The organism is Bdellovibrio sp. HCB117, from assembly GCF_047305915.1.
Lineage (GTDB): Bacteria > Bdellovibrionota > Bdellovibrionia > Bdellovibrionales > Bdellovibrionaceae > Bdellovibrio > Bdellovibrio bacteriovorus_B.
Map to the genome: position 1 here is coordinate 3503216 of NZ_CP178622.1, position 24114 is coordinate 3527329.

At 44.1% G+C, this 24114-nt stretch carries 24 protein-coding genes and 2 other RNA genes; 13 read left to right on the forward strand and 13 right to left on the reverse strand.

The annotated features are described in order from the left end of the window. The 3 genes from ACLWBD_RS16580 to ACLWBD_RS16590 all read left to right on the forward strand — a co-directional run bounded on the left by ACLWBD_RS16580 (nucleotide 1) and on the right by ACLWBD_RS16590 (nucleotide 5296). Nucleotides 1-2478, forward strand: a complete 2478-nt coding sequence (locus ACLWBD_RS16580; RefSeq protein WP_413569035.1) for a DEAD/DEAH box helicase family protein — start codon at nucleotides 1-3, stop codon at nucleotides 2476-2478. Between the two features lie 387 nt (nucleotides 2479-2865). Beyond that, nucleotides 2866-3603 carry a PaeR7I family type II restriction endonuclease gene (locus ACLWBD_RS16585; protein ID WP_413569036.1) on the forward strand — a complete coding sequence of 246 codons (738 nt, stop codon included), beginning with the start codon at nucleotides 2866-2868 and terminating at the stop codon, nucleotides 3601-3603. Between the two features lies 1 nt (nucleotide 3604). Continuing rightward, the gene (locus ACLWBD_RS16590; RefSeq protein ID WP_413569037.1) at nucleotides 3605-5296 is read left to right on the forward strand and encodes an Eco57I restriction-modification methylase domain-containing protein; all 1692 of its coding nucleotides are present in this window, start codon (nucleotides 3605-3607) and stop codon (nucleotides 5294-5296) included. Nucleotides 5297-5626: 330 nt separating this feature from the next. Here the strand turns inward: ACLWBD_RS16590 and ACLWBD_RS16595 are convergent, their stop codons facing one another. From ACLWBD_RS16595 to ACLWBD_RS16610, 4 genes are all read right to left on the reverse strand, one after another. Then, on the reverse strand, nucleotides 5627-6031 hold the full coding sequence (locus ACLWBD_RS16595) for an Arm DNA-binding domain-containing protein (RefSeq protein ID WP_413569038.1): 405 nt from the start codon (nucleotides 6029-6031) through the stop codon (nucleotides 5627-5629). Nucleotides 6032-6193: 162 nt separating this feature from the next. Further along, nucleotides 6194-6539: a transfer-messenger RNA gene (gene ssrA / locus ACLWBD_RS16600) on the reverse strand. Nucleotides 6540-6883: 344 nt separating this feature from the next. Continuing rightward, nucleotides 6884-7993: a TIGR02147 family protein gene (locus ACLWBD_RS16605; protein WP_413569039.1), complete on the reverse strand. Its 1110-nt coding sequence runs from the start codon at nucleotides 7991-7993 to the stop codon at nucleotides 6884-6886. A gap of 175 nt (nucleotides 7994-8168) precedes the next feature. Further along, entirely contained in the window at nucleotides 8169-9026 is an 858-nt protein-coding gene (locus ACLWBD_RS16610) for a hypothetical protein (protein ID WP_063205463.1), read from the reverse strand. Nucleotides 9027-9267: 241 nt separating this feature from the next. Here ACLWBD_RS16610 and ACLWBD_RS16615 point away from each other — a divergent pair, with 241 nt between their 5' ends. Next, a complete protein-coding gene (locus ACLWBD_RS16615) occupies nucleotides 9268-9555 on the forward strand; it encodes a hypothetical protein (RefSeq protein ID WP_413569040.1) in 288 nt (95 codons plus the stop codon). Between the two features lie 60 nt (nucleotides 9556-9615). On the opposite strand, the gene ACLWBD_RS16620 is transcribed toward ACLWBD_RS16615, so the two are convergent. Next, on the reverse strand, nucleotides 9616-11037 hold the full coding sequence (locus tag ACLWBD_RS16620; RefSeq protein ID WP_253696501.1) for a hypothetical protein: 1422 nt from the start codon (nucleotides 11035-11037) through the stop codon (nucleotides 9616-9618). A 124-nt stretch (nucleotides 11038-11161) separates the two neighbouring features. Here ACLWBD_RS16620 and ACLWBD_RS16625 point away from each other — a divergent pair, with 124 nt between their 5' ends. Next, complete coding sequence (locus ACLWBD_RS16625) at nucleotides 11162-11854, forward strand: phosphatase PAP2 family protein (protein WP_063205465.1); 693 nt, start codon at nucleotides 11162-11164, stop codon at nucleotides 11852-11854. On the opposite strand, the gene ACLWBD_RS16630 is transcribed toward ACLWBD_RS16625, so the two are convergent. Then, nucleotides 11851-12630, reverse strand: a complete 780-nt coding sequence (locus ACLWBD_RS16630; protein ID WP_253696503.1) for a M48 family metallopeptidase — start codon at nucleotides 12628-12630, stop codon at nucleotides 11851-11853. The two genes, ACLWBD_RS16625 and ACLWBD_RS16630, sit on opposite strands and share 4 nt — an antisense overlap. A gap of 71 nt (nucleotides 12631-12701) precedes the next feature. Between ACLWBD_RS16630 and ACLWBD_RS16635 the strand changes: the two genes are divergently transcribed. Next, nucleotides 12702-13679 carry a serine/threonine protein kinase gene (locus ACLWBD_RS16635; protein ID WP_413569041.1) on the forward strand — a complete coding sequence of 326 codons (978 nt, stop codon included), beginning with the start codon at nucleotides 12702-12704 and terminating at the stop codon, nucleotides 13677-13679. On the opposite strand, the gene ACLWBD_RS16640 is transcribed toward ACLWBD_RS16635, so the two are convergent. Then, nucleotides 13670-14467, reverse strand: a complete 798-nt coding sequence (locus tag ACLWBD_RS16640) for a prolyl oligopeptidase family serine peptidase (RefSeq protein ID WP_413569042.1) — start codon at nucleotides 14465-14467, stop codon at nucleotides 13670-13672. The two genes, ACLWBD_RS16635 and ACLWBD_RS16640, sit on opposite strands and share 10 nt — an antisense overlap. 205 nt (nucleotides 14468-14672) lie before the next feature. On the opposite strand from ACLWBD_RS16640, the gene ACLWBD_RS16645 reads away from it, so the two are divergent. Continuing rightward, complete coding sequence (locus ACLWBD_RS16645; protein WP_413569043.1) at nucleotides 14673-15332, forward strand: hypothetical protein; 660 nt, start codon at nucleotides 14673-14675, stop codon at nucleotides 15330-15332. A gap of 60 nt (nucleotides 15333-15392) precedes the next feature. Here the strand turns inward: ACLWBD_RS16645 and ACLWBD_RS16650 are convergent, their stop codons facing one another. Next, nucleotides 15393-15890, reverse strand: a complete 498-nt coding sequence (locus tag ACLWBD_RS16650; RefSeq protein WP_413569044.1) for a hypothetical protein — start codon at nucleotides 15888-15890, stop codon at nucleotides 15393-15395. A 111-nt stretch (nucleotides 15891-16001) separates the two neighbouring features. Here ACLWBD_RS16650 and ACLWBD_RS16655 point away from each other — a divergent pair, with 111 nt between their 5' ends. Both ACLWBD_RS16655 and ACLWBD_RS16660 read left to right on the forward strand, forming a co-directional pair. Further along, nucleotides 16002-16871, forward strand: a complete 870-nt coding sequence (locus ACLWBD_RS16655; RefSeq protein WP_063205470.1) for a LysR family transcriptional regulator — start codon at nucleotides 16002-16004, stop codon at nucleotides 16869-16871. Nucleotides 16872-17433: 562 nt separating this feature from the next. After that, nucleotides 17434-17733 carry a hypothetical protein gene (locus tag ACLWBD_RS16660; protein WP_063205471.1) on the forward strand — a complete coding sequence of 100 codons (300 nt, stop codon included), beginning with the start codon at nucleotides 17434-17436 and terminating at the stop codon, nucleotides 17731-17733. A gap of 40 nt (nucleotides 17734-17773) precedes the next feature. Here ACLWBD_RS16660 and ACLWBD_RS16665 read toward each other — a convergent pair whose 3' ends face one another. Both ACLWBD_RS16665 and ACLWBD_RS16670 read right to left on the reverse strand, forming a co-directional pair. Continuing rightward, entirely contained in the window at nucleotides 17774-18352 is a 579-nt protein-coding gene (locus ACLWBD_RS16665; protein ID WP_413569045.1) for an NAD(P)H-dependent oxidoreductase, read from the reverse strand. Next, entirely contained in the window at nucleotides 18349-18795 is a 447-nt protein-coding gene (locus ACLWBD_RS16670) for a DoxX family protein (protein ID WP_413569046.1), read from the reverse strand. The genes ACLWBD_RS16665 and ACLWBD_RS16670 overlap by 4 nt, the downstream gene beginning before the upstream one ends. Nucleotides 18796-18858: 63 nt before the next feature. On the opposite strand from ACLWBD_RS16670, the gene ACLWBD_RS16675 reads away from it, so the two are divergent. Beyond that, nucleotides 18859-19461 carry a TetR/AcrR family transcriptional regulator gene (locus ACLWBD_RS16675; RefSeq protein ID WP_063205473.1) on the forward strand — a complete coding sequence of 201 codons (603 nt, stop codon included), beginning with the start codon at nucleotides 18859-18861 and terminating at the stop codon, nucleotides 19459-19461. Here the strand turns inward: ACLWBD_RS16675 and ACLWBD_RS16680 are convergent, their stop codons facing one another. After that, entirely contained in the window at nucleotides 19462-20256 is a 795-nt protein-coding gene (locus ACLWBD_RS16680; RefSeq protein ID WP_063205474.1) for a M48 family metallopeptidase, read from the reverse strand. It lies immediately after the preceding gene. A 318-nt stretch (nucleotides 20257-20574) separates the two neighbouring features. Between ACLWBD_RS16680 and ACLWBD_RS16685 the strand changes: the two genes are divergently transcribed. Beyond that, nucleotides 20575-21804, forward strand: a complete 1230-nt coding sequence (locus ACLWBD_RS16685; RefSeq protein ID WP_063242449.1) for an isocitrate dehydrogenase (NADP(+)) — start codon at nucleotides 20575-20577, stop codon at nucleotides 21802-21804. A gap of 51 nt (nucleotides 21805-21855) precedes the next feature. Here the strand turns inward: ACLWBD_RS16685 and ACLWBD_RS16690 are convergent, their stop codons facing one another. After that, nucleotides 21856-22461, reverse strand: coding sequence for an ankyrin repeat domain-containing protein (locus ACLWBD_RS16690; protein ID WP_063205476.1), 606 nt, complete (start codon nucleotides 22459-22461; stop codon nucleotides 21856-21858). Between the two features lie 146 nt (nucleotides 22462-22607). Here ACLWBD_RS16690 and ACLWBD_RS16695 point away from each other — a divergent pair, with 146 nt between their 5' ends. Then, nucleotides 22608-23177, forward strand: a complete 570-nt coding sequence (locus tag ACLWBD_RS16695; protein WP_063205477.1) for a lipocalin family protein — start codon at nucleotides 22608-22610, stop codon at nucleotides 23175-23177. A 54-nt stretch (nucleotides 23178-23231) separates the two neighbouring features. Here the strand turns inward: ACLWBD_RS16695 and ACLWBD_RS16700 are convergent, their stop codons facing one another. Next, the gene (locus ACLWBD_RS16700) at nucleotides 23232-23597 is read right to left on the reverse strand and encodes a hypothetical protein (RefSeq protein ID WP_063205478.1); all 366 of its coding nucleotides are present in this window, start codon (nucleotides 23595-23597) and stop codon (nucleotides 23232-23234) included. A gap of 397 nt (nucleotides 23598-23994) precedes the next feature. Between ACLWBD_RS16700 and ffs the strand changes: the two genes are divergently transcribed. Next, an RNA gene (gene ffs, locus ACLWBD_RS16705) (signal recognition particle sRNA small type) lies at nucleotides 23995-24093 on the forward strand. The last annotated feature ends 21 nt before the right edge of the window (nucleotides 24094-24114 follow it).

Genomic DNA, 24114 nt, shown 5'->3' on the forward strand with positions numbered 1-24114 from the left:
ATGGGAAAACTATTACTCTATGCCTACACCACTGAAACTTATTTAAGAGATGGTTGGATTAAAGTAGGCCACACAAAGAGTGAAATTGGCGAAGAGAGGATTTGGAACCAATTTGGTTCATCAAACCCTGAAAATCCAATTTATCAAATCATTGGTGAACTTCCTGATGGAATGCAGGATCACAACATCCATAAACAGCTACAAAGAAATGGATGTAGACCTATTGAAGGTGGTCCGGGTAAAGAATGGTTTAAAGCTAAAAATATCACCGACCCGTTTAAGGACGTGCGCCAGGCCTATAATGAAATTGTAAATAACTGCTCACGGACGGAGCATTATAAACTACGCAAAGAGCAAGAGAAAGCCGTTGAAAAAGCAAGTAAATGGTTTAATAAGGTATATCCTAAAGAAGTCATCGAGTCCGCTACTCACCCAGACCGTTTCCTTATAAATGCTAAGATGCGATTTGGTAAATGCTTTACCAGTATTCATTTGGCTAAAAAAATCAATGCACGCACAACCTTAATCGTTACCTATAAGCCCGATGTTATCGGTGAATGGATTGATACCGTAAATGAACAGGTGGATTTTAAAGAATGGACAGGAATTAGAGCCAAAGCGAAAAGCGACCGTCCCGCAGATCCCTGTTTAAGTGATAATGGTGAATTTCCCCGCTCAAGCGGCCCGATTGTTTTATGTGTTTCTTTTCAAGATTTATCTATTGGCGAAAATGGTGAAATCAAACCAAGACTTCAGCAAATCCCAGAAATTGAATGGGACTTGATAATTTTTGATGAAGTTCATTACGGGAATACTGAACGGGCCAATAATATCCTAAGTAAACTTAAAATTTCAAAAAGGCTTTACTTATCAGGGACACCATTCCGATTAATCGAGCAGGACGATTTTTCTGCCCAACAAGTTTATACTTACAGCTACTTAGACGAACAAAAAAATAAACGAGAAGAAATTGCATCGGATCCGGACGAGCAGGCAGAAAAAATTTACCGCTTGATGCCCGATCTTAATATGTCGGTCATTGAAATTACCGACCATGATATTTCTGAGCAGCGAACAACATTTGAAACTGATGATATTGATTTCTCTTTAAACCGACTTTTTGAAACTGAACGAGCTGACGATACAAAAGAACTTTCTTTTGTTTATGAAAATGCCGTCGATCATTTTATTGAAGGATTACATAAAGAGGGCCACGATGCCCGCTCAATCAGTGTTTATGGAAAATTAGGCCAGCGATTAGGATGTCCCGTTAAAAGGCACACAGTTTGGTGGATGAATCGAGTTGATGGTATATCAGCACTTATTGAAAAGTTACAAAACCACCCACACTTTTCTAAGTTCATTTTAATCAATGCTTCAGGTAGTGATACCATCCGTAATGGTGAAAGCGAGGCTATTTTAGCGAGGGAAAAAAACTCAGTACAAAGAGCCATTAATGATGCGAATGAAGATCCAACAAAGCTAGGAACAATTACCTTTTCTTGTGGCCGTTTCTTAACAGGGGTAACGATTAAGGAGTGGGACAGTATTTTAATTTTAAACGATATTAAATCGGGCGAGAGTTATTACCAAGCGATCTTCCGCGTGCAGTCCGCTTGGGTAAACGAAAAGACAAAGCAACCCATAAAAACCAAAGCGTTCGTCTTTGATTTTGCCATTAGCCGATGTCTTAAAGTGACGTACGATTGTGCTTACAATATTGCTGATCAAATAGACCAAGAGCGAAGTTACGAGCAACAAGTTAATTTGAATAATAATACCCTCGAAATTGTAGCCAAGGGTCTATGCGATACCTTGGATATTAAACGATTTTATGAGGGAAGTTTGACCTCTGATCCCACTACAGCCCAGGATATTTTAGAGGCAGGAAATTACGACGGCGGACGCATGGCCCTAGCTCGCAGGATTACATCCAATATGCTTGTGAGCTTTAGTCACTTACGATTGCTAGAGCAATATCCAGATGTCTTAGAAATTCTAAAAAAGGTGAAAGGTTATCGTACTCAAGAAGTAGCCGATATATCCGCCGATGATCTAATCCAAATAGGCCTTGACGCTGCTGACCTAGATGTAGTGAAGGATGATCCAAATATTCCTCCCGAAGACAAAGAGAAAGTCATTGAGGACTTTGCTGAGAAAGATCGGGACAAGGAAAGAAAGAGTCTAAAAAAATGGTATGCCACCCAAATCAAAAGATTAGCTATCTGCATGGCGGATTTTATTTATATGACCTATGAACGAGAATATAAAATTGATCACGTTATTCAAACAAAGTCCCCACAATTCTTTAGAGTTATGACTGGAATTACTAAAGAGGATTTTGTCTTGCTTTGCGATATGGGGTTTATCAAGAAGCCTGCCCTTAATCGGATCGTACGCGAGTTCAGTGATCAAGAGTCCTCATCTCTTGAACCCGAAAAGTATATTCTGGAAAATTTGAAAAAAGTCGCGTCCTAAATCACTACATTTAGAATGCGTGCCACCACAAATATCGTGAAGTCCTGTGGAATGCCTCTTATTTAGACTTAACCTCTCCTCCGCCAAATTAGGCGAGGTAAATGGTGGAACGGAGGGAACTGAACTAATCTGATTGGGTTCTACCGTGGCCTACCCCTAAAGTTAGCCCCCGAGGGGTCTTTATCTACCTAATGAATGAAATCCGTCTAAAGTACTAAGATCTCTGAATTACCTCATTTCTATTCGATGTTAATTCTAGTTCTTATTGCCTCACTATCCTGCACATTTGCTCAGTAAATAGGCATCATGACTCAACTTATGTAATTGGTCTTCCGCGAATCTGAACCTCTTTGACTAGGCTTACCACCCTGATATACGTTTTTTCCCATGAGCACAAAATTCAAAAAATATGAGCCTCTAATTGCTAACGCCGTCGGTATTTATTGGCAGACGCTGAAGAAGCAATCGGCCAAGCAGGCACAAGGAAGTGCGGATCGTGGAAACCGCTCCGCGGTCACTGGCGGAAAGCAAATGGACGGATTTTGTGCTTTAATTCGCCAAGTCCTACTTGATGCAGGGTTAAAAGAAGCACAAATCCACCTAAAGAAGAAACTAGAGCTTCCCGGTTATTATCGTCCCACAAAGAACTGGGACATGCTCATCGTCTCAGACGACACTCTGCTAGCCGCTTTGGAGTTCAAATCTCAGAGAGGTCCGTCCTTCGGCAACAATTTTAATAATAGAGCAGAAGAAGCCATCGGAACTGCGACCGATCTATGGGTTTCTCATCGAGAGGGAGCTTTCGGGAAAAATGCTCAAGCACCTTGGCTTGGCTGGGTGATGCTGCTTGAAGACTGCAAAGGCTCGACCGAACCTGTCGCTGTTGCCGAACCTCACTATAAGGTGTTCCCAGAATTTCGCGGGGCCTCGTATGCGAAGCGATATGAAATACTGCTGCGTAGACTTGTTGCGGAACGTTTATATAATGGGGCCGCATTCTTAATGGCGACCGATCAAAGCGGCCCGGAAGGCAAGTACGCAGAGCCCGCGAAGGACCTGGGAATGCTTACGCTGTTAGCTGGGCTCGCTGGTCATATCGGCGTGCATCTTGCTTCGAAGGAATAGAATGGAAAATCAGATCGAATTATTGCCTACAACATTTCCGAAAGAAGCATACCAGTACGGCCAGAGGTCGGACGGCGAAGTTCATGGTGTTGTTCTTACGAAGCCACATATCGTCGATCTAATCCTTGATCTTTCTGGCTATAAAGTCGGAAAAGACCTTCCCAACAAGCGTTTGCTTGAGCCATCATGTGGTCACGGTGTATTTCTAATTCAAGCAGTGAAGAGGCTAATGAAATCCCTCAAGCTTTCGAGCCTGCCTCTTGAAAGCACTAAGGACTCCATTACTTCATTTGATATCGATGCCAAACATGTGGAAATAACTCGAAAGGCCCTTGCAGACATAGTTGCGAGTCACGGGTATCCAAAAGCTGAAGCTAAAGAGCTAGCAAAAGGATGGGTCCATGAAGGAGATTTTCTGCTTGCCGCACTTTCGCCAGTCTTCGATTGCATAATTGGCAACCCTCCATACATAAGAATCGAACAAATATCTCCACAACTTCAAACTGAATACCGTCGTCGATATGCCTCTCTTTATGATCGCGCAGATCTTTACGTCGCATTCATCGAACGTAGCCTTGCCCTTCTTTCGAACAAGGGGATGCTATCGTTTATCTGTGCTGATCGGTGGATTTTGAACAAGTACGGAGCACCTTTACGAAAGAAGGTTTCAAACGGCTTCAAAGTTCACAGCTACATCGACCTTCATCAAGCGTCGCCGTTCGACTCGAATGTAATTGCTTACCCTTCCATATTCCTTGTTTCAAGAGGAGTGACAGAGCAAGTTCACGTGTTGTCGATGAAAGCAGCCTCGAAGGAAGATTGCGACGCGGTAACGACGGCGTTAGCTGGAAAGTCACCTTCCACTGATATTTCTTACGCTCTTTATGATCGTTGGTTCGAAGGTGACGAACCTTGGACGCTTGGATCTCCTGAACAACTTCTTGCGCTCCGTGATCTTGAAGCGAGATTCGACGAGTTAGAAGCCGATGGCACAACCAAAGTCAAAATCGGTGTCGCCACCGGTAGTGATAAAGTCTATGTTGTTCCAAAGAACGCTCCAATTGAGAAGAGTCGCCTTCTACCCCTTGTTATGAGAGCGGACCTAAGACAGGGACAGATTGAAAATGCTGGCCGTTGTGTGATCAATACCTTCAAGAATGAAGGCGGCGTCGTTGATCTAGCAGACTATCCCAAACTAAAAAAATATATCGAGGAACACTCAACGGAACTCAAGAAGCGACATGTCTCAAAGAAGGGTGGAGCTGGCTGGTTCCGCACTATTGATCGAGTTTATCCTGAGCTTGTTACGCGTCCCAAGTTGCTTATTCCCGATATTGCCGGATCTAATGAAGTAACTTTGGATTCAGGAAATTACTATCCTCATCATAATCTCTACTTCATCGTTTCGGACTCTTGGGATCTTGAGGTCCTTGGCGGATTACTGAGTTCGCGAGTTGCCCTGTTCTTTGTCTGGTCTTATGCGGTTAAAATGCGCGGTGGATACCTTCGATTTCAGGCCCAGTATATTCGTAGGATACGCCTGCCGAAGCCAGAAACACTCTCACGGGAACTAACAAATGATATTAGACACGCGTTCCGTAAACGAGATTTCAAAGAGTTAGACGAACTTGCACTTAAGGCATTCGGACTCAAGAAGCTACCGACATTTGACTTTGTAGATACGCGACGCTAAAGGCGGAGGCGCGGTCTATAAGCTTCTGTGACCACTGCCTGGGACCTCTAGCAACTTTATACACTTTAAAGCGATATCGACACGGAGAAGTCGGATTCGTTCAAACAATAATGGTCAACTATCGGCACTATCAAGCAAGGCCTTAAGAGTGAGAGTGGGCTAAATATCCAAACATTGTTCAGACTTTCAAAGGTCTTCAAGGTCCGCATATCGAAATATCAGACTACAGTTTTGCATAGGCCTATGGGAGGCTTCGATAGTCCCGCGCTTTTCAATACGACGGATACAATCAGAACATCATTTGGATTGATCTCTTTAATTGGCGTTTACCTAGCCTGGAAAAATATCTTTTTCTAAGCGGCTAAGAATTCTATTCGCGTAACTTGGAACCCAAGAATTAGAAAATCTCAAATGCCACTCTCGTACAATCGCCTCTAACGTATTAGCTGAGCTTTCGATATGAGCTTCTTTAAGAGCTTGGCGTTGTGCACTGGGATCAATCCCCTCTGCAACCTGACGGCGAAGATCATCACGGCGCTCACGAGCAACCTTAAGGGTAATCTCAGGATACAAGCCGACAGACAAAAGCTTTTCTTTACCCATAAAGCGGTATTTAAACCGCCAGCGCTTACTTCCATTAGGGGTAACTTCCAAATACAGCCCATTGCCATCAAATAGCTTCTGAGTCTTCACTGTAGCCTTTGTATTCTTAATTAGGGTATCCGTTAATGCCATCTGGGGGTAACTCCCTAATCCCCAAGTAGATTACCCCCAAGGATACCCCCCCAGAACTCGGCTGTGATTGGATGATGTCGGACAATACTGGATGATTTCTCTATGAAAATAGCCCCCAAGAGGGGAAGACTGGTATCTATCGGATTTTCTCGGAAAAGTAATTGGTGGAGGCGGCGGGAATTGAACCCGCGTCCGCAAGAGATCCACGATAAGGCGCTACATACTTAGTCAGTGTTTTAGTTTGTCTGTACAGCTTCCCCTGACAAAATCAGCACAGACACTCCCCCAGTAAATTTAAGCGAGTCTGCTGGAGAAAACCCAACTCACCGAGGTCCCTAAATGACGATCAATCCAAGCGCGGAACCACCGCAAGGTTGATCGTGCGAGCTAATTAAGCTGCAAGTGCGTAATCGTTGCCAATTACAAAATGGACGTTTTTAACGAGGTCCTCATCCGCCCCGGTATGCTCCTTATGCTTCAGCACCCACGTCGAAGCCAGTACGCCCCCATGTGTGAAAAACATCTTTTCATTCTACCACAAGATTCGCGGCAAAATGAAAATCGTTTATCCTTCCGATTTTGCACCTCACATTCAATGATTAAATTTTTCGTGACGCAGTACTTTGGTCTTGGTGAACTGGTGTCATCCTAACAAGATCTTAATGTTAGCAAGAGACAATTTACGCCAAAAGGTCGAGATATCCACCATTTATGGGTGTATTCCACAGACTTATCCACATTGCATCCGCAAATTCGGGGCAGAAATGACACTGAAATTTAAGAATCTTAAATTTTCGCGAGAGGCTTTCGCGTTTGTCGAAAGCCTTTGTTGCGGTGGGACATAACGAAGTTTTAACGGAAAAGATCAGCTGCGGAAGCAGCTGTTGCGGCCAACGAACTCACATTTGCACGTGAATCTTTGTCAGCAGGAGCAGCCGTTACAGGTGCCGCCTCCGCTGGAGCCGCCATCACAGGAGCTGGTGTTTCAATGATCGCCGTCTCGGTTTTGATATCAAGAGCAGGCTTAATCACTGGAGTCTTCTCTACACCCTCAACCGCGTTTGTGACTGGGAACAATTGAATGTTCAACTGATACACGCGCTCACCCTTTTGCTTCATACGAGCAATTGAGTTGTCTTTGTGAAGAGCTTTTCTCATCTGACGAAGTTTGAATTTGATCTCTTCAAACTCTGTCTTTGTTAAAGACAAAGTCAAAGTGCCGAACTCACGCTCTGTCGGTTGATCTTGATACAAAGACTCTAAACCTAAGTACATAAGCTGAGATTGAAGCTTACGAACAAGAGCGACTGGAATCTCTTCTGGAGATTCAATCAAACTGCGGTTCTTTTTAAGTTCGCCTGTCACTTCGTCACGACGAAGCTCGCCAGAAGCTAGCAAAGTATTTAAAGCTGCTTCAATTTCATCTTCAGAAGCTTTTCCACGAAGAAGAGCTTTCAACGCCGATGTATCAAAGCTAACGCCCTCTTGATCCACCATTGCATAGATGATCCAAGCAACCCAGTTCGGAACTTTTTCCCAAGTTTTACGATCGATCTCGCCGGATTTTAATTTTCCAGCCACACGATGCTCGCTGAGCTTCTTAAGATACATGTTACGTTCAGCAGGATCCGTTGCTTGAGTAAAGTGAACAAGCAAACGGAACTCTTCTGTTTGATCTTTCATGAAGCTCAAAGCTTTACCGAATTTGCCAATCATATCGTCAGAAAGATTTCTTTTTCCTTCGATGATCATTTTTAAGTAATTCGGAGATTTGATATTCGCCGCCGCTGAAAAAACAGCATAGTTATACGCACGCAAAGAGCCTTTTGAACTCTTACGTTTGAACTGATAAAAATCAGCCAAGAACTGGCGATAGTTCATGTAATCAGATAGCACCGGAGCAATCACGGAAGCTGTTGAAATTTCTTTGCCTTTGTTAAACTCAGGATGATTGTTTTGCATAGAAATCGGATCTCCTTTGTACTGGAATAGTTCACCCGATTTAAATTCTCAAAACAAGCGGATTCGTTAGATGCGACCCTTAACTTATTGCAAGGCATTATCTAAAGCCTCGCAGAAATAAAAAAAGGACTCTGGGTAGAGTCCTTTTAAGTCGTCGAATTTTAAAACTTATTTACTAGCGAGCAGACAATCTTAAAGTCACGCGATGGATATCAAGATCTCCACGAGTGTAAAGAACGATGCTGTCCGCTCCGTACCCGATCACTGCATTTTGCGGAACCACAGTCTGACGAGTGTTATAGCGATCCACTTGCAAAGTTTGGCCTTGATTGAATCCGTTAATAAGAACATCGATCAAAGCAGTATTGTAAGCTGGAGTTGCCTCAATCACGATCTGCTGGATTCTGTAACCACGGTAGCGTTGAGCATCGAGGTATTGGGAAAGATCTAAGCGATCATTTCCATACATGCGACGTGACACATAAAGTGGAACATCAATACCGCGATCAGGACGGCCTGGGCGATCCGGGCGACCGATGCGATCACCTTCTCTTAAAGAGATGCGAATCGAAGCAATATCGGCGTTACCACGAACTAAAAGCTGCAAAGTGCGGATATCTTCGCCGATGGTAGCTCTGTAACGAGGACGAAGAAGAATAGATCCTTGCGGAGAGTAAGAAGTTTCATCCACGCGACCATCTGTTAGCAAAGAAATTTCAGCGCGAGGTCCGCTGCGATTGATTTCAACTTCTACGGACTCGACTTCATAACCACGGTAGCTTTCACCGATACCGGCAAGTTGACGAAGTTCTAAAGTCTCATTTGAAACGCGGCGACCGACATAGATGATTCTTTGATCTAAACGACCACTGCCGTTTCCGAAATCATCTTGTCCTGGAAAAGGAAATTCAGGCCCCACATCAGGACGTGGAATGGGCGCAGGCCCGCGACCTGGAACGATATAAGCTTCCGCGATAGCCGCAGTCAGAGTGATGGCAGAGAAGGCAACTAACAAACTAGATTTAAAAGTCATTGTATCCCCCAAAAAGATTCAGTGATTCCCCACTGACCGCTAAAGCAACCAGCGTACCAAATGTTTCAAGGTCACTTCGACACCAGATTCGCGCGGTATAACAGCGTTTAATTGCAATTGAAGGTTCAAACAGCCAAAAAGTGGGACCTGGCAAAATCTTGAGCGTTTCTGAAACTAAAAAGAACACCGGCCGGTGCGGTTCTGACCTTGCAGTAAAAAATGCCATTAACAGGAGACTTATATGAAAAGTGCCATGATCGCGATTTCCGTATTCTTTGCTTCTATGACTGTAGCCCAAGCCGGGGAATATAGCGGACTTGTTCAAAGACAGGTTCGTCAGATCACCGAGCAAAAAACCCTTATTCAACAGTTGAACCACGAACAAAACGGTGAAAAAGAAAACCTTTGCGGATATTTCTTAGAAAATCTGATTGAACAAAAACACTCTGCCATTAAGCTTGCTGCCACGTTGGGCGAAGACCCCTCCGAGCTTCTGCAAATCGAAATTGATTCGAACCTTTGCAGATAGAAAAAGGGACCACGGTTGGAGGTCCGTGGTCCCAGGGAAGATCTATTATTTAAGATCAAATTACTTCAAGTTATCGTCAGTCAAATCCACAAGAGGTTTGATTCTTCTCATGAAAGTGATCGCAAGTTGATCTTGAGCGTAAGCGCCACGCTTTCTCATTTTCAACGCGATACGAACCTGACCTAAACCGTTATTCGCAATCAAACGCGCTTCACCAATGTAGTTTGCATAATTCAATTTCGTGTTGTTCAAAGAGATCAAATCCAAAGTGTCTTCCTGATCTTTCGCGATACGAGAAAGATTGATGTTCACACCCGTACCCGCTTCAGGAGCAAGCAATGGACCCGCGAAAGCCAGAAGCTCTTGGTTCACGCCTTTTAAAGATACATTAAAACCAGAGCGACCGTTCACAACTTCCCATGAAGAGATTTTTGAAGTCTTCACTTTGTTTTCAACATTCAATCTTTGGATCGTGCTTAAAGCAAACTCTTGGATCAACAAGAACTCTGGGTTGTCAGAGTGAGCCCCTTGAGCCGGCAAGTGGAAATACAAATCAGCAGGTGAGTTTCTGAAAACCAAGTTGATGATCGCTGTATTTGGAGAAGTACCAATTTGAAGTCTTACGAAAGTAGTTTCACAACCACCATCAAGATCCAAACATTTCAAAGTACCAGAAAGAGCGCGTGCTCCTGTGGATTTTTCTCCGTTACCAGCGCGAACTGATTTAACTGGAGATGCGTAACCACCGTTCACACTTGCGCCGGCTACGTTATAAACTTTAACGTCACGGCCTTCTTGAACTTTCAAAGTCACAACCGCGTCGCCAGACAAACCGTCTACAGACATTTTTGCAGACAAGATAGAAGCAGCTGCCGCCAAATTAGCACGACGAGATTCAGCGCCGACTTTTTCGTTACGAGCTCTAAGATAAGTTAAAAGATCATCTGTTGAAGAAGAGGTATAAACCAAACCATCCTCAGTCACTGCACCCGTCATACGTTTAGAAAGTGCATCGTTCGTCGCATTTGAAGCGTCGTTTGAACGATAGTCTGAAGGCAAACGATTTGTGCCTGGAGCTGGAACCGGAAGAGTGTCCACAACAGGAGGAGTTTGCTTAGGAATCTCTGTTGTTGGAGGAGGAGGAACCGGCGTCGACGGTTTAGAAGGAGCACCACCACCTGTAGAAGGAGGAGTTGTCGTTTTTGGTGGGTTCGCTTTCGGTGGATTTGCCTTAGGCGGATTCACTTTTGTATCAGGGATCGGCTCTGGAAGAGGCGGCAAAGTATCATTCGGATTGCTAGGATCTGGCAATTCACCTTGACCATTTGTATTTGAAGTTTCGGAATCGGAACCCGTCTTTTGTGTAGTTTGCTGCTCTGTCGGAGGAGCAAGAACGTCTTTTTTCTTACCGCAAGCAGTAAGACTTAATGATGCAAGCAAAGCTGCGGTAATCACAGTGTGCTTATGAAGCATTGGTAACATGAAAAACCTCCAAGTATTCTGTCGCTGGACCAATAAGCAAGCCTTGGGCCAGTTTTCGTCACCCCTCATCAGGGCTTGTATTGCAATACGGTTACGTTTTAGACTCTGCTTTGGAAGGAATTACATGCCTGTACAACAATTCGGCGAGCTCGTCGGCGACCCTCAAAAACTGACAAAACATATTATCAAAGTCATTCTTGGCTCATTCATTTTAGCTATTTTGGCGATGTATTTGTTCGACCAAAACCTTTCTTTATACTTCGCGAATGAGCAAGTTAGAACCGCATTAAGAGAACCTGCACGGGAGCTGACTGATGTTGCGCTTTCAGAATACTGGTTCGTATTGGCGTTAGCGACTTGGGGATTTGCAGCGTGGATTGCTCCACGTATTTCGGCTTTTCGCAAGCACTCAAATACAGTCGATTTCTTTCGTCGCTGGGGTCTTAATTTTTTTGTTTCCCTGATCGTGTGTGGAATCATCACGCACATTATTAAGTTTACAGTGGGACGTCAGCGCCCACATAAAACTCCGGATTTTGATCCTTTCATCTTCACACCAATGACGACACATTGGCATTGGCATTCGTTTTCTTCAGGACACTCACAAGTGATCTTCACTGTAGCGACAATGATGACTGTGGCCTTTCCGAAGATGCGTTGGTTTTGGATTCCTGCGGCAGTGATGATTTGCCTGACTCGCGTTGTGGTTCACGATCACTTCTTAAGTGACACTATCTTCGGTGCTTGCGTCGGTTATGTGGGAACATTGCTTGCGATGTCCTTGATGCGCGCAAAAACAGCGAACGGTCTTTATTAGTTTTGTTCAGATAAAAATTCGACTAAGTACTGCGACTCTTTAAGGGATTTCATAATCCCTTTATAGTCTGCCACATACTTTTCTACTAAAGACCAAAAGCGATCCGAGTGATTCATGTGCTGCAAATGTGCCAACTCGTGCACGATCACATAATCAATGATTTCTTGATTAAACACGATTAAACGCCAATTCAGATTGATGATCTTACGAGACGAGCAACTCCCCCAGCGGGTGCGTTGCTCGCGGAACTTCACTTGCGCTGGATGCAGGTTCATTTGTTCAGCCCAGAACTTGATTCTTTCAGACAATAATTGAACGGCTTCGCGTTTATAGAAATGGCGGATTTCTGTCAGTGCCGTGGGATGCTCTTCTATCAACGAGTTTGCACTCCAATCGTTTCTTGGAATATGCAAAAGAAGATTTTCTTCTGTCACGGACACGAACGGTTTTTTATTCAAGGTGATGACAACCTTGAGCTTGCGGTCTTTCCCTAAGAAAGGAAAGTTTTCGTAGGCCTTGATCTTCTTTTCAGGGAATTTTTCAGCGATCTCAGAAAACTTTTCGAAGTTCTTTTCGATCCAGTCCTTTTTCGCCATCAAAAAGTCGGTGATCACTTTTTGCGATGTGCTTTTCGCCGCTACGACCTTAATAGGCTTATTAGGATAAAGATAAATCGAAACCGAGCGACGAAAGTTGCGCCGATGCACTTCAACAGGCCATTTAGCAAAGAGGAAAGTTTCTTTATCGCTCATCCAGTCAGAGAATGACTTACCCACAAAAAACTGGCAAGAAAAAGGTACCTGCTTCCCTTTGTGAAGAAAAGGAAGCAGGTACCTTTGGGAGCAAAATGGATAAAACCTCTTCTTTCTATAGTTTAGATCCTGAAAAAGTTCTGCAAGCGGCGGAAAATGCAGGGTTTTATCCGACGGGAGAGTTCACTCAGTTAAATTCCTATGAGAATCGCGTTTTTGATATCAAGCTAGAAGAAGCGCCCGAACCAAATGGCTCTCCCAAGAACGTCATTGCGAAGTTCTATCGCCCCAATCGCTGGAGCAAGGACGCCATTTTAGAAGAGCACGAGTTTCTGCTTTCCTTAAAAAATGAAGGCATTCCTGCCGTCGCTCCCCTTTTTCAAGGGCATGACAGCACGGTTTCTGAAGTTGATGGGATGTATGTCGCGTTTTTTCCAAAAGTTTTAGGAAGAATGCCGCAAGAGTTTCTAGACGGAGAACTTAAAAAAGTCGGCCGCCTGATGGCGCAAGTCCATAACATTGGCGCAAAGAAGAAAGCTCTTCATCGTCCGACGTTAGATACCAGCTATTATGGCGGTTGGGATACGATTGATTATTTGCATGACTGGATCATCCCCGAAGTTCGCAATCGTTACCTTACGGCGGCGGAAGACATTCTTTATGCTATCGACGATAGTTTTAATCCCTCTGAATTCATTCGCATCCACGGCGACTGCCATAAGGGAAATCTTTTAAATAACGGAAAAGAATTTTTCTTAGTCGACTTCGACGATTTCGTGAACGGCCCGGTGATTCAAGATTTCTGGATGCTTCTTTCCGGAGACAACGACACTTTGGATGAAGAGAAGTTTCAAATCATCGAAGGTTATGAAGAGCTGCGCGAGTTCCCAGATCACCAATGGTCCTGGGTCCCACTATTGCGCGGCCTTCGTATTATTTCTTACGCGGGATGGATTGCAAAGCGCTGGGAAGATCCAAGCTTCCCCCGTCTTTTCCCTGAGTTTAATACGTACAGATATTGGGCCGAAGAGGTCGAAGCTTTAGAAAAAATCGCCTGGCAAATTCAAGGGTGATCTAAAAACCATTGAGTGATGAGTTCAGGTGCCTGTTCTAACCACTGATGTCTTGCTGTGGGATCAACAAAAAATTCTGTATCGATACCGTGAGCCTTTAATGTATCGAAGTAGGGATACATGGTTCCCACTGGAACAACGGTATCTAGTTCCCCGTGTAAGAAAAGTGTTGGAGGATGATTTTCTGGAATCGCCGTTGGAACAAAACAAACAGGCCCTTTGCAATCCGCAAAGGATGCGGATTCCACGGCCAAGGCCTTAAAGACACCTGGAAAACTGACAGCCATGCGGCTTGAATGATAACCTCCGCTAGAGATACCGGTGGCATAAAGTCGCTTCATGTTTAATTTACCTAAACTCCCCTTTTTCATTTCTGAAAGCATCTCGGTAATAAAATAGAAATCTTCCGACGTTTCGTAGTCAACGCCGATGAGATTTGTCATCCAAGCAACACCAGCAATGGCTCGGGGAGCAACGACGGCAAAGCCGCTGTCTAATAAAGATTGAATTAGACGGATCTCGTTATAACCGCCAAAAGGCATAAGCTTTTGTCTTGAAAACTCAACATCAAAAAAACTTCCTTGATAAAGAACGACTGTGGGCCATCCTCCACGCGGAGTTTTACCTTTTGGAAGGGCGTAGCGAACTTCGCGAGTTAGGTGCGGGCCCGAAATCTCAAGAGTTTGAGACGGACATGTGATGCGATCCAAAACCCCGCTAGTCTCACAGTTTGAAGCCTGCGCATTTACAGAGAACGCTGCGATTAAAGTTAAGAATGCGAATTTCATCCGGGCCGCCTCCATCAAAAGTTCCAAGGCTTTTATAGGAGAAAGAAAATACTTTGTCCCTTAAATCAGTTGACGGTTTCGCCGAGTATTTGTCAAAAGTGGTCTTAATAGAGGTCCACAATTACCGTTACGTCTGTGAAAAACAGCGCACAAAGGCCTGACAAGCTCAAAGACTTTGGTAGTATCGGCCTCTTTGGGAGGACCTATGAAATCAGTATTAATCATGGCTGCATTACTTTTCACTTCTTTGGCGCAAGCAAACAGTGGCGTTTTGGGCGAATACAAGGGGACCTTGAAAGGTCAACTTCAATACAATCCCGCAAAAGGATCTAGCACTCTTCGTGATATTCAATGCGACTCTGCTTTAAACATTGAACTGACCGAGCAAGGTCTTTCTATTCCTTTTTCTTACTATTCTTGTAGCGACGATATCTTTAACGAATTCTTGGCTTACGTATTTGATGGAAACGACATTTACGTGGCCGATCGAAATGGAAAAGCCGATACCGCTAAAGGTGTCGTGGGCACGATAGAGCAAGATGGAACAATTCGCATCGCACATCCGACACAACGTCAGTTTCGTTTAGAAACAGGTTACATCAAAGAACCTTACTGCAATTTGCACATGGGTGTGAATAAGTTCACTTATACTTTGCACACGACTTTGACGATGGTGCTTAAGAAGACTTCGACGAACTCATACTATTTTGAAAGAACTCAATTGGCAGAGAACATCCACACGGTTTACATGGGCCTTCCACCAAGAACGGAGCGTGGTGCCTGTGAGAAGATTCGCAAATCTTTGTCTCGCGAAAATCTTGTTTCTACGCAGCTTCGTGCGATCTCTGGTACACTCGTAAAGTAATTTCATTTTAAGCTGGCGATAGGCCTTCCATTAAGACCTATCGCCCTTGATCTTTCTTCCCTAGTTATGGGAAACAAGCTGACATTTTAAAGTTGAACTGATGTCAGAATTTTTTTGCCCTCTTAAAGTCAAAGATTTCAAATTTACATTTGAGCCGTTAATTTCATAAACAGCTTCAAAATCATTTGCAGGGTTCGTTGCACTCTTTAGGTAAATGTGATGGATGCCTTCTTCATTCTGATTGTAGAACGCTGTCGCATCTACATTATTAATGCTTGTACCACTATGGTTGTAATACTGAGTAGAACCGCAGTTTCTTGAAGGGCATTTACCTGCAATCGCAAAGACTGCGCTGTATTCCAGATCATAACTCACTTGATGCAAGCGTGGTGCAGAGAGTTCCGTTGCAATCACTTTAAAGGATACGTCAGAGAGTCCATAAGAAACATCTGCGGCTTCTACGCATTTAATTTCTTGCTCACTCACTGACTTTTCCACAAGTGCATGTGCATAACTTCCGACGAACAACGCTGCGATCAACAAGATTTTTACTTTCATTTTTCCTCCTAGGATTTGTTCCTACATTTAGTGTCTATGTTGCGTTGATCTTAAATATTCTTAAATTATGTATTTGTATAATTCATATATTTCAGTTTATTATCATTTTTAATGAGTTTACTCAGCCCTTCCCTTGAAGCTTTCTGGGCCGTCGTCCAAAAGGGCACGGTCCTGGAAGCGGCTAAAATGGTGAATCTCACGCAGACAGGCGTGACCCAAAGAATCCGGAGCTTGGAAAAGCAACTGGGCGTTACTTTATTCACCAGATCTAGAAAGGGAATGCGTTTAACAAGCGAAGGGGAATCTCTTCTTCGCTATGTGAAAGCGGCCCGTGACTTAGAAGGCGAAACCCTTTCAAGCATAGGTGGACAAAAACAGAATACTTATTTTGAAGTTTGCATAAGTGGGACTTCCACGCTGATGCGCTCGCGCATGATTCCGAAAGCTGCTGCCGTGATGAAGAAATATCCGAACCTCAGAGTTCGCTTTGATCTTACCGACACAGACAGCATTCTCGGAAAACTAAAGACAGGCTTTGCTCAAATGGGTGCCCTTCCCGTTAACCATGTGGGCTTAGAGCTTGATTCGAAAGTAATGCTGCCAGAACGCTATTATCTTGTTGGGCCATCAGCGTGGAAGAAAAGAAAGCTTGAAGACATTCTGGCGAATGAAACCATCATGGATTTTGATCCTAACGACACCATGACGTTGGATCTTTTAAAGAAATACAAAATCACGAAATTTCCAAAGCACCGCCATTATGCCAACAACATTGATGCCTTGACGTCTTTAATGATTGCGGGTGTCGGGTACTCAACCTTAACTGAAGAGTTTGCGCGTCCTTTTATTAAAGAAGGTTCGCTGACATACTTATCACAAGAAATGTATTTGGAATATCCCGTTGCGCTTGCTTGGTATCCTCGCAGCGAAATGCCGCCCTACTTTAAAGCCTTGATTGATGCGTTCACAAAAAAATCTTAGTGGCGCATTGTGCGGTTCCAAGTTGCCACTCCCATTCTGGAACTGATTTTCAAAACGAAACCCGCATTTAGCCTCCAGTTCCGTTAAAACAGTTGTGATATATGTTTGTGTGTGGCTTTGCCTTTGCAACGCGCTTCTGCAGCTGATCTTAAGATCGGTCTCAAGTAGAGTTACGAAAAAATAAAAAAGTATTTCGTTTACTTTCCTCGAGAGATCACAGATATTAGAGATAACTCTTATGAAAGGAGGCCATCATGATTATTATGATGTTGAATAATAAAAACCTGAACGATTCCAACGTGCACGGACAAGACGTGGCCTCCGACAGCCAATTCTAGAGACCAAGTTCTGTTCTAATCCACGATAAAATCGAACTTACATCACCCAAGTTATGACTTGCTTACCGGCATTTTCATTCTTGGCTTAACCCAAAATAATTTTAAACGTTTTTCAGGACGATTTTCGTCTTGAAGGCATTTTTATTTCAACTCTTGCCTAAGCGTAGATCAGCGGCCTTTTGATCGGCGCTTTTGCAAGCATTATCAATCCTGAGGAGGAAGCTATGAACGCGTTATTGCGTAAAAAGAAAGAATGGGAATTCGAAAACGAGCGGTATTTACTGAAACTCGTTTCTACCTCTGCGGATGTGACTGTTGAAAGCGTAAAAAGGGCCGGTCTGATAACAAGCTTCCTCGCGTACCTCGTGTACAAATCACTGGGAGTGATGCTTGCAATAGCTGCTGCTATTTTCAGAGGACCGCAACTTGTGCGCTTAGTTTCTCCACAACATGCTTTTGAGCCTGTGGAGGCAACGTCTCATCTGCTTGAGTCCCAAATAAAGAACCCTTATTCCTTAAGGTAATTCTTTTGGGGGGACCCGTCGGGTCCCCTTTTTTTGGTGACTACTTACCTTTGCTGCCAAGGCCTTGCACCTTTTGAAGAAATTTTTTGATTTCTTCGGGCTTTCTATTTTTCACAGAGTCAAACTGCGTGACACCGACGGGTTTAATGCCACAAAACTCCATGACGGTTGTTTTCATCATCCGAATGGCAGGATCACGATTCACAATCCAGTTATACCAAGCAGGTGCATCGGTCGTAAAAATAATCCGCCCCGTTCGTCCTTTCAGCAGTCGATCCCAGAACGGGTCATCTTTATGATATTTAAAAGCAAAGCCCGGTAGCAAAGTGCGATCTAAAAATCCTTTTAGTAAGGCGGGCACGGTTCCCCACCACATAGGGAAAGTTATAACGATGTGTTCAGCCCACAAAATCTCTTTCTGGGCTTGAAGAAGATCCGGCTCAAGTTCTTGGATCTTTAAATAGCCTTTATGAAGAATCGGATCAAACTGAAGATCTGCGATGTTCATGAGTTTAACTTCGTGGCCCGCTTCTTTTGCGGCGCGCGTGTAAACTCTTGCGAACTCACTTCCTAATGCTTCCACGTTAGGATGACCGTTAATCACGAGGATCTTCTTCATAAAATGCCTCCCACATAAAGTGCGACAATAAAAAGAATCTGAATACTTCCGCGAACGAGTGCTGACGGAGGTTTTACTCCTCGAAAGCGAATCCCGTTTTTCGCGGCGTAATAGTTTGCCGGAAACACAAGAACTAAGAAGGCAATAAGAGCCCAAGCGGCATAGGGACGAGTGACGGGGTCTATTAAATCAATGGCTCCGACAATTTCAAGAACGCCTGTTAAGTACACCCAGAACATCTTCCAAGGAATCATCGGAGGAATCATTTTTACGAATTCGTGGCGCAGCGGTGTGAAATGACTGATGCCGGCAAATAAGAACATCTGAATCATCACCCATAGGGGCACTTCTTGCCAGTTCTTTAAGAACCCGAAAAGCTTAGCCCCTAAGGCCAAGAGACAAAATACAATCAACATTCGGTAAAACGCGTTTAGCTTCTTCATGTTACCAATGTTAACATAAATGTGACCATTGTAAACATGGATAAAGCATGCTAGACTTTTTTCATGGCAAAAACGTATCATCATGGCGATTTAAAATCTGCGGCGATTAAAAAGGCTGTTGAAATCATTCACAAAAAGGGTGAGGTTGACTTTACGTTACGTGAAATCGCTCAAAGCCTTAAAGTGAGTCACACGGCCGTTTATCGTCATTTTGCCTCAAAAAAAGATCTATTGTCCCATATCGCAGAAGAAGGTTTTCATTCCTTTAGCGCGAAGATGCTTAATGAAATCCCTAAAGGAAAAACCGTCCGCCAGAAACTGCGTTTGGCGGGCAAAACTTATATAGAATTTGCGATAAGCAACACCGGTCACTATCGCAGTATGTTTCATCAAGAGTTGCGCTGTTTAAGCGAACAGCGTCCGGAGCTTGAAAAGGCTGGCGCAGAAGCTTTCATGACTCTGATGGATTTAATTTCTGAAGGTATGAAGAATCAGGTTTTTAAGAAGGATGACCCGAGAACCGTCGCACGCTTTGTTTGGTCTTCTATTCACGGGTTTGCGATTTTACTTTTAGACGGTCAGTTTGAGAGTCTGCAAAGCAAAGCATCCATCCAAGATGGCATTGATCACCACCTTGAGATGATAGAACGCGCTCTTTTAAAATAATTATTTCTTTTTTACCTGCTCATACAACGGCATCACTTTGGGTAAAAGTGCTGTGATCTTTTTGATACGCGTTTCGTCGGCGGGATGTGTGCTTAGAATTTCAGGAGGTTTTCCTCCCCCTTGAGCCGCCATCTTCTTCCAAAGATTTACGGCTTCCTGCGGGTTGTACCCGGCGCGTGCCATCAGCTCAAGCCCCATATCATCAGCTTCGGTTTCTTGACCACGACCGTAGGGAAGTAAAATTCCTAACGTCACTGCTTGATCGGCGTAGCCAATGTATGCAGGATCCACCTTCCCCGTTGCTAAGACCACTTGAGCAAGACCACTTTTAATCAGCTCTTGCGACATTCTTTCACGACTGTGCTCACGCAAGGCATGCGCAATTTCATGACCCATGATGGCGGCAATCTCTGCGTCGGTCAGTTGAAGCTTATCGATGATGGCTGAATAGAACATGATTTTTCCGCCAGGCATGCAGAAGGCGTTGAGTTCATCTGACGTGATCACGTGAACTTCCCAATCCCACTTCAAGGCATCTGAACGATAGACAGAAGTCTGCGGGATGAGTTTTTTTGCGATAGCTTGGACTCGCTCGACTTGTTTTGGATTTTTATCCAAAGCTCCTTTTTTCTGGGCATCGGCTTTCATCTGATTGTAAGTCTGCGCTGCCATGTCGTTGATTTGACCTACGGGTAAAAGCAACTGCTTACGGCTAACACCGATTTCACCCTCATTGGTAGAAGTGGCACAAGAAGCGATAAAAAACATGAATGGTAAGATAGCTAAAATTCTCATCCCTCAAAGCTAGCACAGGCCGAAGACTCCTCAAAGAATCCGTCTGATTTTTTGTATCGCTGCAGAACTTTACGACCGAATTTTTGCTTTATTAGAGCGCCAAAGGAAGGCTTCAGAATTCCCAATTTGGTTTCATCTTTGCCGCATAGAACAGCCGCAAGCTGCATCAAATCAGAACACCGTGGTCGTGACCAAGCTTGTCATGGGTATTTTTCTGCGAAAAGGCCGCACATTCGGGTTATTTCCTTTGAATGAGTTTAAACTTCATTCTATATTTTCAAGGCTTTAGACATCCTAAAACTGGAAAAAGGACCGACTATGAATAAGATCAAAGTTGCTAATCCCGTCGTTGAACTCGATGGCGATGAAATGACAAGAATCATCTGGAAGTTCATCAAAGAAAAATTGATCCTTCCTTACCTAGATATCGACATCAAGTATTACGACTTGGGCATGGAACATCGTGATGCTACGAACGACCAAGTGACTGTAGACGCTGCAGAGGCGATCAAAAAGTACAACGTGGGTATCAAGTGCGCGACAATCACCCCAGACGAAGCTCGCGTAAAAGAATTCAACTTGAAACAAATGTGGAAATCACCAAACGGCACTATCCGTAACATCTTGGACGGTACTGTTTTCCGTGAACCTATCATCTGCAAAAACGTTCCTCGCCTAGTTCCTAACTGGACAGCGCCAATCTGTATCGGTCGTCATGCATTCGGTGACCAATACCGCGCGACAGACTTCGTAACTAAAGGCAAAGGTAAATTGACTGTCACTTTCCAACCTGAAAACGGTGGCGAAACGATCACTCACGAAGTTTACAACTTCAAAGGTGATGGTGTTGCGTTGACTATGTACAACACGGATGAGTCTATCACTGGCTTTGCTCGCTCTTGCTTCAATATGGCTCTTCAAAAGAAATGGCCTTTGTACCTTTCTACGAAGAACACAATCTTGAAAAAATACGATGGCCGTTTCAAAGACATCTTTGAAAACATCTACCAAACTGAATTCAAAGCGAAGTTCGATGCTGCCGGCATCACTTATGAGCACCGTTTAATCGACGACATGGTTGCTTCTGCATTGAAATGGAATGGTAACTTCGTATGGGCTTGTAAGAACTACGACGGTGACGTTCAATCTGACACTGTTGCACAAGGTTTCGGTTCTTTGGGTCTTATGACTTCAGTTCTTGTGACTCCAGATGGAAAAACAATGGAATCTGAAGCGGCTCACGGAACAGTGACTCGTCACTTCCGTCAGCACCAACAAGGTAAACCGACTTCGACAAATCCAATCGCTTCTATCTTTGCTTGGACTCGTGGTCTTGAGCACCGTGGAAACTTGGATGGCAACACAGATCTTGTGAAGTTCGCACAAACTTTAGAAAAAGTGTGTGTAGAAACTGTTGAAGCTGGTTTCATGACAAAGGACTTGGCTGTTTGTATCTATGGCGACAAAGTTCCTGCTGATAAATACATGAACACTGAGCCGTTCCTTGAAAAGCTTGATTCAAATTTGAAAAAAGCTCTTTCAATGTAATTAGATTTTAAAATCTGATTCTTCAAAGCCCTCGTGCAAACGGGGGCTTTTTTATTTCGCCTTTACGCTCTCTAAAATTTCTACGATCTTATTCAGCTTCTTTCTTCGCGCATGGGCGAGTGGCGTGATTCCATCGACATCGGGAATATTTGGATCCGCACCGGCCTCAATAAGAATTTTTACGACTTCTTGATAGCGAGGACTTCCGTCGCCAAGAACCACGGCCTCCATCAAGGCTGTCCATCCGAGTTGATTGCGGTGATCTAGATTAATCTTAGTTTGTACAAGTTCACGCACGACTTCGACATGACCCTTTTCCGCCGCAGGAATCAGCGGAGTGGCTCCATGGCGATCAAGAACTTTGAAATTCGGTTTTGCTTTCAACATGAATCTTAGAATCTGCAGACGACCGTCAGAACCCGCACGCAGAAGTGGAGTTTCATGTTTGGCATCCTGTGCATTTACGTCGGCTCCGGCAGAGATCAAGAGCCACGCAATTTCGACGTCGTTGTTTTCAGTGGCGATCAAAAGCGGCGTTCGTTTTTGCGAATCGGTGATCTCTAAGTTCACACGTTTTCGCAAGGCCTCTTTGACTCCCGCCACATCGTGTTTCTTTACGACATCCAATAAGGAAATAGGCCGAGGAAATGCTTCCATGGATACCTCCCCTCCAATGACTACACGCTCTTTTAGTATAAACCTTTGGCTCAAAGCGAAGAGTCCTGATCGATGACAGATGTTTTTTAACACTGGCGGATGCGTCAATGTTGATGAGTTTTATAATAGGTATAAAAGGAGTTGTTATGAGAATCGTAGCAGTTCTGATCTTTATTTTTGCCGCCGCAATGGCTGAAGCCAAGCCCTTGCAAACCGTTAAATACGTCGACCTGACAAGGTATCAGGGTGTCTGGCACGAGATAGCCTCGATCCCCCAGTTCTTCCAAAGAAAATGCGTGAAGGATACGACGGCTGAATACACCGTCTTATCCAATGAAGAGGTCAAGGTCCTGAATTCTTGCACAACTGCAAAGGGCGAACGCCTTTCTACGGAAGGCCGAGCTAAAGTCGCGGACGCAGAAACCAACGCAAAACTTGATGTCACGTTTGCAAACTTCAAAGATAAATACTTTTATCTGTTAGCGGGAAAATACTGGATTATTTACTTAGATAACAACTATCAGGTGGCCGTCGTAGGACATCCGACTCGAGATTACGGTTGGATTCTTTCACGAACTCCGTCACTGCCCGACTCCACCTTAAGAGATCTTGCCGATTTCCTTTTAATTCGCGGCTACGATACTTGTAAATTTATGACGACTCCTCAAGAAGGCGGGCTGACAGAAAGAACAAAACTTTGCGAGTGGAATAAATAAAAAAAGCTCAGTCACATCGACTGAGCTTTTTTTTATTTTTGTTCCACGAGATAATTATTTTACACGAACTTTCAATTTGTACTTCGCATTTGAAGTGCAAGTTGATTCCATCGCGACCGTTGAGCATTGCATTTTGCCGCAATTCAAAGAAAGAACCTGATTTTCCTTATTCAGTTCTTTGATCTCTTTTTTCCAATCAGCACAAGCCGTCTTCCAGTTAGCACGAGCCTCTTTCAAAAGCGGCGCCGCCTCCCCCTCAACTTCATCCTCACCGTTCACAATTTCAAATTCATTGTCCGTCTTTTTACCCTTTTTAATCTCAATAGTAGTATCCCCATCCGCCGGAATATCTTTAACCCCCACAGACTGAGCAAAAGCAAAAAGAGGAAGCATCAAAACCAAAATCAAAATCTTCTTCATAACAAAAACTCCTATAGACCCCATTAATCCTACCCGAACCCAACAAACCGACAAGAAGTGATTCAATACCGACGACCTCTCTCCAAAAAATCCCGATTGCCGCACCGAAGTGCAAAAAAGAAACAGGCACCCCTAAAGAATGACGCGCCGTAGACCCAAAAAGTAAGCAGGCACCTCAGGTTGAGGTTTTCTGTTCGAGAGCTTCGTCCATAGAGAGAAATTTGGGTAAATATTCCTGATGAGCGGCCTCAGCGGGGCCTGGATGGCCCTCGCCGAAGGCGAAGCTGCGAGGGCTGGAAGCCCGTGCCGATCAGCAGGAATATTTACCCAAATTTCTCTCTATGGCACGACGAGTTATCGAATGTAATGAACCCGTCCGTGAGTTACACCTGCCCATGGCCGGGTCCCATACAATAGCACCCTTGACGAACCCCGCTAGGTCCGGAAGGAAGCAACGGCACTCGAGGGACTATGTGATATGGGGTGCTCGGCCACTTTTGTTTTCGCGAAAGTTTTC

Excerpts from the sequence above, each read along its gene's own strand:
- ACLWBD_RS16580 (WP_413569035.1), top strand. The coding sequence starts at position 1 with ATGGGAAAACTATTACTCTATGCCTACACCACTGAAACTTATTTAAGA.
- ACLWBD_RS16585 (WP_413569036.1), top strand. The coding sequence starts at position 2,866 with ATGAGCACAAAATTCAAAAAATATGAGCCTCTAATTGCTAACGCCGTC.
- ACLWBD_RS16590 (WP_413569037.1), top strand. The coding sequence starts at position 3,605 with ATGGAAAATCAGATCGAATTATTGCCTACAACATTTCCGAAAGAAGCA.
- ACLWBD_RS16595 (WP_413569038.1), bottom strand. The coding sequence starts at position 6,031 with ATGGCATTAACGGATACCCTAATTAAGAATACAAAGGCTACAGTGAAG.
- ACLWBD_RS16605 (WP_413569039.1), bottom strand. The coding sequence starts at position 7,993 with ATGCAAAACAATCATCCTGAGTTTAACAAAGGCAAAGAAATTTCAACA.
- ACLWBD_RS16610 (WP_063205463.1), bottom strand. The coding sequence starts at position 9,026 with ATGACTTTTAAATCTAGTTTGTTAGTTGCCTTCTCTGCCATCACTCTG.
- ACLWBD_RS16615 (WP_413569040.1), top strand. The coding sequence starts at position 9,268 with ATGAAAAGTGCCATGATCGCGATTTCCGTATTCTTTGCTTCTATGACT.
- ACLWBD_RS16620 (WP_253696501.1), bottom strand. The coding sequence starts at position 11,037 with ATGTTACCAATGCTTCATAAGCACACTGTGATTACCGCAGCTTTGCTT.
- ACLWBD_RS16625 (WP_063205465.1), top strand. The coding sequence starts at position 11,162 with ATGCCTGTACAACAATTCGGCGAGCTCGTCGGCGACCCTCAAAAACTG.
- ACLWBD_RS16635 (WP_413569041.1), top strand. The coding sequence starts at position 12,702 with ATGGATAAAACCTCTTCTTTCTATAGTTTAGATCCTGAAAAAGTTCTG.
- ACLWBD_RS16640 (WP_413569042.1), bottom strand. The coding sequence starts at position 14,467 with ATGAAATTCGCATTCTTAACTTTAATCGCAGCGTTCTCTGTAAATGCG.
- ACLWBD_RS16645 (WP_413569043.1), top strand. The coding sequence starts at position 14,673 with ATGAAATCAGTATTAATCATGGCTGCATTACTTTTCACTTCTTTGGCG.
- ACLWBD_RS16650 (WP_413569044.1), bottom strand. The coding sequence starts at position 15,890 with ATGAAAGTAAAAATCTTGTTGATCGCAGCGTTGTTCGTCGGAAGTTAT.
- ACLWBD_RS16655 (WP_063205470.1), top strand. The coding sequence starts at position 16,002 with ATGAGTTTACTCAGCCCTTCCCTTGAAGCTTTCTGGGCCGTCGTCCAA.
- ACLWBD_RS16660 (WP_063205471.1), top strand. The coding sequence starts at position 17,434 with ATGAACGCGTTATTGCGTAAAAAGAAAGAATGGGAATTCGAAAACGAG.
- ACLWBD_RS16665 (WP_413569045.1), bottom strand. The coding sequence starts at position 18,352 with ATGAAGAAGATCCTCGTGATTAACGGTCATCCTAACGTGGAAGCATTA.
- ACLWBD_RS16670 (WP_413569046.1), bottom strand. The coding sequence starts at position 18,795 with ATGAAGAAGCTAAACGCGTTTTACCGAATGTTGATTGTATTTTGTCTC.
- ACLWBD_RS16675 (WP_063205473.1), top strand. The coding sequence starts at position 18,859 with ATGGCAAAAACGTATCATCATGGCGATTTAAAATCTGCGGCGATTAAA.
- ACLWBD_RS16680 (WP_063205474.1), bottom strand. The coding sequence starts at position 20,256 with ATGAGAATTTTAGCTATCTTACCATTCATGTTTTTTATCGCTTCTTGT.
- ACLWBD_RS16685 (WP_063242449.1), top strand. The coding sequence starts at position 20,575 with ATGAATAAGATCAAAGTTGCTAATCCCGTCGTTGAACTCGATGGCGAT.
- ACLWBD_RS16690 (WP_063205476.1), bottom strand. The coding sequence starts at position 22,461 with ATGGAAGCATTTCCTCGGCCTATTTCCTTATTGGATGTCGTAAAGAAA.
- ACLWBD_RS16695 (WP_063205477.1), top strand. The coding sequence starts at position 22,608 with ATGAGAATCGTAGCAGTTCTGATCTTTATTTTTGCCGCCGCAATGGCT.
- ACLWBD_RS16700 (WP_063205478.1), bottom strand. The coding sequence starts at position 23,597 with ATGAAGAAGATTTTGATTTTGGTTTTGATGCTTCCTCTTTTTGCTTTT.